Origin of the sequence: Serratia proteamaculans, from assembly GCF_008830365.1 — a bacterium.
GTDB classification, from domain to species: Bacteria; Pseudomonadota; Gammaproteobacteria; order Enterobacterales; family Enterobacteriaceae; genus Serratia; species Serratia proteamaculans.
On record NZ_WBKI01000006.1, the window covers coordinates 231,959 to 237,958 of the forward strand.

Sequence of the window (6,000 nt, forward strand, 5' to 3'; positions counted from 1 at the left end):
CCGTGCTGTTTATGGCGCGGAGTATTAGATAGGCTTGACATTGTGTAAAACAAAACATTTAAATCTTAACGATAAAAATTTCTGGAGATGGGTGTGGATACCGAATTACTGAAAACCTTTTTGGAGGTCAGTAGAACGCGTCACTTTGGCCGAGCTGCAGAATCCTTGTACTTAACACAGTCTGCCGTCAGTTTTCGTATCCGCCAGTTAGAAACCCAATTGGGCGCGAATTTATTCACTCGTCATCGTAACAATATCCGGCTGACGCCAGCTGGGGAGCGACTTCTGCCTTATGCTGAGAGCCTGATGATGACCTGGCAATTGGCAAAAAAAGAGGTGGTGCGTTCGCTGCAACATACCGAATTGTCCATCGGCGCCACCGCGTCGCTGTGGGAAGCTTATCTGACCCCGTGGCTGCAATCGCTGTATCAACAACGTGAGGCGTTACAACTGGAAGCCAGGGTGGCGTTACGGCACTCTTTGGTAAAACAGCTGCATGAAAGGCAGCTCGATTTGCTCATCACCACTGAACCGCCCAAGATGGATGAGCTGGCCAGCCAGCTATTGGGCAATTTTTCACTGCGGCTGTTCTCCTCCACCCTGCGAGATAAACAAGCACCGATGCCGTATATCAAGCTGGAATGGGGGGCGGATTTCCACCAACAAGAAAGCCGTATGCTGGAAGGGGATACCCTGCCGGTGCTGACCACCACCTCCGCACACCTGACCCGACAACTGCTGGAAACCACCGGCGGTTGTGCCTTCCTGCCCAGCCAATGGGAGAAGGACTATCCGCAGTTGGCCGCCACCGCAGATATCCCGCCGATTATCCGCCCGCTGTACGCCGTTTGGCTGCAAAATAGCGACCAACAGCCGTTGATCCGCCAACTGTTGAAAATACCTTTAAATACCACAGCATGAGGCGCTATAACGGCTTCAGACGAGGATGGCGGGGTTTGGTTCGTCTACCAAGCCAAAACGCGCTCATCGCCTTCTGAAGGCCGATAAAGCAGAACAGCAGGATGCCGATAACGATTTTGGTCCACCAGGAGCTGAGCGTGCCGTCGAAAGTGATGTAACTCTGAATCAGCCCCTGGATCAGCACGCCGAACAGCGTACCCAGCACGGTACCAACCCCGCCGGTCAACAAGGTGCCACCGATGACTACCGCGGCAATGGCATCCAGCTCCACGCCGCTGGCGGCCAGCGCGTAGCCCGCCGAGGTATACAACGAAAAAATAATTCCGGACAAGGCTGCCAATGTGCCTGAGAGCAGGTAAATCAGCACCGTCGTACGCTGTACAGGCACGCCCATCAGTGCCGCAGACACCCGGTTACCGCCGATAGCGTAGACGTTGTGGCCAAAGCGGGTGCGGTGCGCTAACACTATGCCGACCGCCACCACCATTAGCATCACCAACGCCAACAACGTAAAGCGGCCACCGCCCGGCAGTTTCCAGGCATAGTTCGCCAGCGTGGCATACAACGGATGATCAATGGGAATCGACTCTTCCGAGACGATAAAACTCATGCCCCTCACGAAGAACATCCCGGCCAGAGTGATGATAAACGCCGGAAGTTTCAGCACATCAATAATCCAGCCCATCAATGCGCCGAACGACGCGCCCATCAGCAGCGCAATAACAAACGCATAGCCCGGTGCGATACCGTAGGTTCCGATCAATTTGGCCAATAGCACCCCGGTGAAGGCGATCACCGAGCCGACCGACAGATCGATACCGCCGGAAAGGATCACAAACGTCATGCCTACTGCGACAATGCCAAGAAAAGCGTTGTCGGTCAGCAAGTCACACCATACCCGTGTTGAGGCAAAACTGGGGAACTGGGTGAGGCAAAAGCCATAGCCCAAAAGGAACACCAGAACAGTAATCAACAGTGGAAGATTACGTTTGATCATGGCTTTCTTCTCCTAAGCAGTTGGCGCAACGAGACGCTGGGTGATTGCACCATCAGCACCGCCAGCACCACGATCGCTTTCAGCACCAGATTAAATTCCGGCCGATAGCCGGACAACAGAATACCGGTATTCATCCCCTGAATGATTAATGCCCCCACCACCGACAACAGCAGGTTAAAACGCCCGCCCAGCAATGAGCCGCCACCAATCACCACCGCCAGGATCGCATCCAGCTCCAGCCACAGCCCGGCATTGTTGGCGTCTGCACCGCGGATGTCCGCCGTGACGATAATCCCGGCCACCGCAGCACAGAGTCCGCAGATGACATAGACCGCCATCACCACCCAGCGCGTACTGACCCCCGCGTTGCGTGCCGAGCGCAGATTGATGCCCACGGCTTCGATAAACAGCCCCAGCGCCGTTTTACGCGTCAGCAGCCAGATCAACAGCAGCATCACTGCGGCAATGATCGCCGGCATCGGTAGATACATCAGCGCACCGCTGCCAAGCCGAGCCAACCCTTCTCGTTCAAAGGTGACGATTTGTCCTTCGGTGATCAGTTGCGCAATACCGCGACCGGCCACCATCAGCATCAGCGTGGCGACAATCGGTTGTATCTGCAGTATCGCCACCAGAAAGCCGTTCCACAGGCCACACAGCGCACCCGCCGCCAAGGCAGCCGCCAGCACGTAACCCAGCGGATAACCGGCGCTGGTCAGCGTTGCGGCCGTGGCACCGGCGATAGCCATCACGGCCCCCACCGAAAGGTCGATACCGCCGGTGGCGATCACTAACGTCATGCCTAATGCCAATAACGCTACCGGCGCGCCACGGTTAACAATGTCGATCACACTGCCAAACAGTCGACCATCCTGAATGTGGATGGAAAAGAAATTCGGGGCGACCAAGCTGTCGATTAACAAAATTACCGCCAGCGCCCCCAGTTGTGTCGCCCCTGCGGGGAAGACCCATCTGACTTTACGTGGTCCACCGGTCATGGAGAAACTCCTGAGGTTCATTCAGCCCCCTGTTGCGCGGCTATCGCCTGCATGATCGCAGGTACCGTAATGGCGTCATGCTCAAGCTGCGCCACGTGTTTTCTGTCGCGTAGCACCAGGATACGATCGGCATAGCCTGCCAGCTCTTCCAACTCGGAAGAAATCACCAGCAGCGCCAGCCCTTCGTCACAGAGTTTTTCGATCAAGCGGATGATTTCAGCATGCGCGCCAACGTCAATGCCGCGCGTTGGTTCGTCCAGGATCAAAAAGCGTGGTTTGGTCGCCAGCCAGCGAGACAGCAACACCTTCTGCTGATTTCCGCCGGACAGATATTGGATCTGCTGCTCCGGCCCCGGCGTGCGAATACCCAACAGTTGGATATAATCCTCGGCAATACGGGTTTGTTCCCGCAACGATAACGGTTTTAACCAACCACGTTGCGCCTGCAGGGCCAGAATGATGTTTTCCCTTACCGTCGCAGCACCGACAATCCCGTCGGTTTTTCGGTCCTCTGGGCAATAACCAAAACCGAGGCTGGCAGCTTTACGGGGCGTGCGGATGTTCACCGTACGACCCTCAACTTTCGCACTGCCGCTATCGCGTGGTTTGATACCGAATATCAGCTGAGCCGTTTCCGTGCGGCCAGAGCCCAGCAGACCGGCCAAGCCTACAATCTCGCCCGGACGGATTTGCAGATCAAAGGGTTCAACCATGCCGCGTCGTCCATAACCCCTGAATTCGACCAGGGATGGCGCATCCGTTGGCGCGTGCTCACCTCGTTTAAGCAGCGACTCGTCAAACGCGTGGCCAAGCATCATCTGTACCAATTCCAGACGCGGTAAATCAGCGGTAATTCGGGTCCCCACTAACTTACCGTTGCGCAGTACAGTGATGCGATCGCAAATACGGTAAACCTGATCGAGGAAGTGGGTGACAAAGATCATCCCCATGCCCTGGCTGCGGAGCTGGCCGAGAATACCCAGTAGCATGCTGACTTCTTTGGCATCCAGACTGGCAGTTGGCTCATCCAGGATCAGAACTTTGGCCGACAAGTCGACCGCCCGCGCGATAGCGATAATCTGCTGGATCGCAATGGAGTAATTGCCCAATGGCTGACTGACATCCAACTGTAATCCATACCCCAGCAAAAGCTGCCGGGCCTGGTGCAGCAGCTTTTTTTGATCGACCAGGCCGAAGCGCGTTGGCTCACGGCCAATGAACAAATTAGCCGCCACCGAGATGTTCGGCAGCAAATTAACTTCCTGATAAACCGTACCAATCCCCAGCAGCTGCGCCTGTGCAGTACTCTGTGGGGCAATGGCAGTACCCTCCAGTAATATCTCCCCGGCGGAACGCTGATAAACCCCGGTTAGCGCTTTGATTAGCGTGGATTTCCCCGCGCCATTTTCACCCAGCAGCGCCATAATCTCTCCGCGCTGCAACGTGACATCAACCTGCTCCAGCGCCTTAACGCCAGGGAACTCAACGGATAATCCCTTGATAGCCAATAACGTGGTTTGAGATGTGACCATCTTCTGTCCCGCCGGTGAGTGGATTAATAGCCCATGCTTTTCTTCAGCTCGAATTCCTGTTTCGCGGTATCCGGCTGCAGCAGTTTCGATTCGGTCTGGATAAACTTCGGCGGCTGAGTGCCATCTTTCTTCATCGCCAACAACGCATCAAACGCCGGGCCGCCCATATTCGGCGTCAGCTCGACCGTGGCATTGGCTTCACCATTCATCATCGCTTTGAATATGTCAGGGACACCGTCGATAGAGACGATTTTGATCTGTGAACCCGGTTTTAAGCCCGCCTCTTTGATTGCCTGAATAGCACCGATCGCCATGTCGTCGTTATGCGCATACACCGCACAAATATTTTTGCCGTTTTGCTCAGCTTTAATAAAGCTTTCCATCACTTCTTTGCCCTTGCTGCGGGTAAAGTCGCCGGATTGCGAGCGGATGATTTTAACGTTGGCAGCGGTGGCTATGCCGTCGGCAAAGCCTTTCTTGCGGTTGATGGCGACGCTGGAGCCCACGGTCCCCTGCAGTTCCACCACGTTACAGGGCTTGCCGGCGACCTCTTTAACCAGCCACTCGCCTGCAACCTTGCCTTCATGCACGCTGTCGGACGCCACCGCTGCGGTATACAGCGAGGGATCCTTCACTTCGATCATCCGGTCGAGCAGGAATACCGGGATCTTGGCCTCTTTGGCCTCTTGCAGTACCGGAGTCCACCCGGTGGCGACTACCGGTGCAATGAAAATGGCATCAACACCCTGGGCGATGAAGGATCGGACCGCTTTGATCTGGTTTTCCTGTTTTTGCTGCGCATCGGCGATTTTTAACGTAATACCACGCTTTTCCGCTTCCTGTTTCGATACCTTCGTTTCCGCAGAGCGCCAGCCCGATTCGGAACCAATCTGAGAAAAACCGACGACCAGCGGTGCCGCCTGTACCGTACTTATCAATGCGCCAGTGATGGCGGCCGCTAACAGCAGACGTTTAACCATGTTTGTTCTCCCCGCACTGCCCTGGCTCCTGGTGGCCTCAGACAGCGGTAACTGTTGTTGTGTATGCTGCATTTTTTTCTGGTGAAGTAGGTATCCAAAGACTCGGACACCCATTAGGTGTAGTCGAAAATCAGGCAGGAATAATGAGCGGCATCACATCACGGGAGAACAACCATTTTGTACATGGATCCAGCTAAAAATGTCTAAATTGAGAACAGGTTTGGTAGGGTTTTTAGGCAATTTATCAGGGGAATAGCGAGGATTTAGGAAAAGTAGAAAGCAAAAAAAACCCTTCGCTTTCGCAAAGGGTTTCTAATATGGCAGGGGCGGAGAGACTCGAACTCGCGACACCCGGTTTTGGAGACCGGTGCTCTACCAACTGAGCTACGCCCCTAAATCATGCTTAACATTATGCCTGCTAAAATTAGCAGGCATAATTTAAATAAGTGGCGGAACGGACGGGGCTCGAACCCGCGACCCCCTGCGTGACAGGCAGGTATTCTAACCAACTGAACTACCGCTCCACCGGTTCTTTCACGTTACATCTTTCGATGTGGCAAAACCGCTCATGG

At 54.8% G+C, this 6,000-nt stretch carries 5 protein-coding genes and 2 tRNA genes; 1 reads left to right on the forward strand and 6 read right to left on the reverse strand.

The genetic code is table 11. From position 1 onward, the window contains the following. Positions 1-93: 93 nt before the first annotated feature. Entirely contained in the window at positions 94-921 is an 828-nt protein-coding gene (gene hdfR / locus F8R23_RS19995; RefSeq protein ID WP_099065463.1) for an HTH-type transcriptional regulator HdfR, read from the forward strand. A 4-nt stretch (positions 922-925) separates the two neighbouring features. Here hdfR and yjfF read toward each other — a convergent pair whose 3' ends face one another. The 6 genes from yjfF to F8R23_RS20025 form a co-directional block, all read right to left on the reverse strand. Continuing rightward, on the reverse strand, positions 926-1,918 hold the full coding sequence (yjfF, locus tag F8R23_RS20000) for a galactofuranose ABC transporter, permease protein YjfF (RefSeq protein WP_129937326.1): 993 nt from the start codon (positions 1,916-1,918) through the stop codon (positions 926-928). Next, positions 1,915-2,916 carry a galactofuranose ABC transporter, ATP-binding protein YtfT gene (gene ytfT, locus F8R23_RS20005; protein ID WP_165366413.1) on the reverse strand — a complete coding sequence of 334 codons (1,002 nt, stop codon included), beginning with the start codon at positions 2,914-2,916 and terminating at the stop codon, positions 1,915-1,917. Before ytfT ends, yjfF begins: the two co-directional genes overlap by 4 nt. Before the next feature lie 17 nt (positions 2,917-2,933). Then, positions 2,934-4,448: a galactofuranose ABC transporter, ATP-binding protein YtfR gene (gene ytfR / locus F8R23_RS20010; RefSeq protein WP_112349210.1), complete on the reverse strand. Its 1,515-nt coding sequence runs from the start codon at positions 4,446-4,448 to the stop codon at positions 2,934-2,936. Positions 4,449-4,471: 23 nt separating this feature from the next. Then, positions 4,472-5,428, reverse strand: coding sequence for a galactofuranose ABC transporter, galactofuranose-binding protein YtfQ (gene ytfQ / locus F8R23_RS20015; RefSeq protein WP_151415930.1), 957 nt, complete (start codon positions 5,426-5,428; stop codon positions 4,472-4,474). A gap of 318 nt (positions 5,429-5,746) precedes the next feature. Further along, positions 5,747-5,822 (reverse strand) — tRNA-Trp (locus tag F8R23_RS20020). A 53-nt stretch (positions 5,823-5,875) separates the two neighbouring features. Beyond that, a tRNA-Asp gene (locus F8R23_RS20025) sits at positions 5,876-5,952 on the reverse strand. Positions 5,953-6,000: the final 48 nt, after the last annotated feature.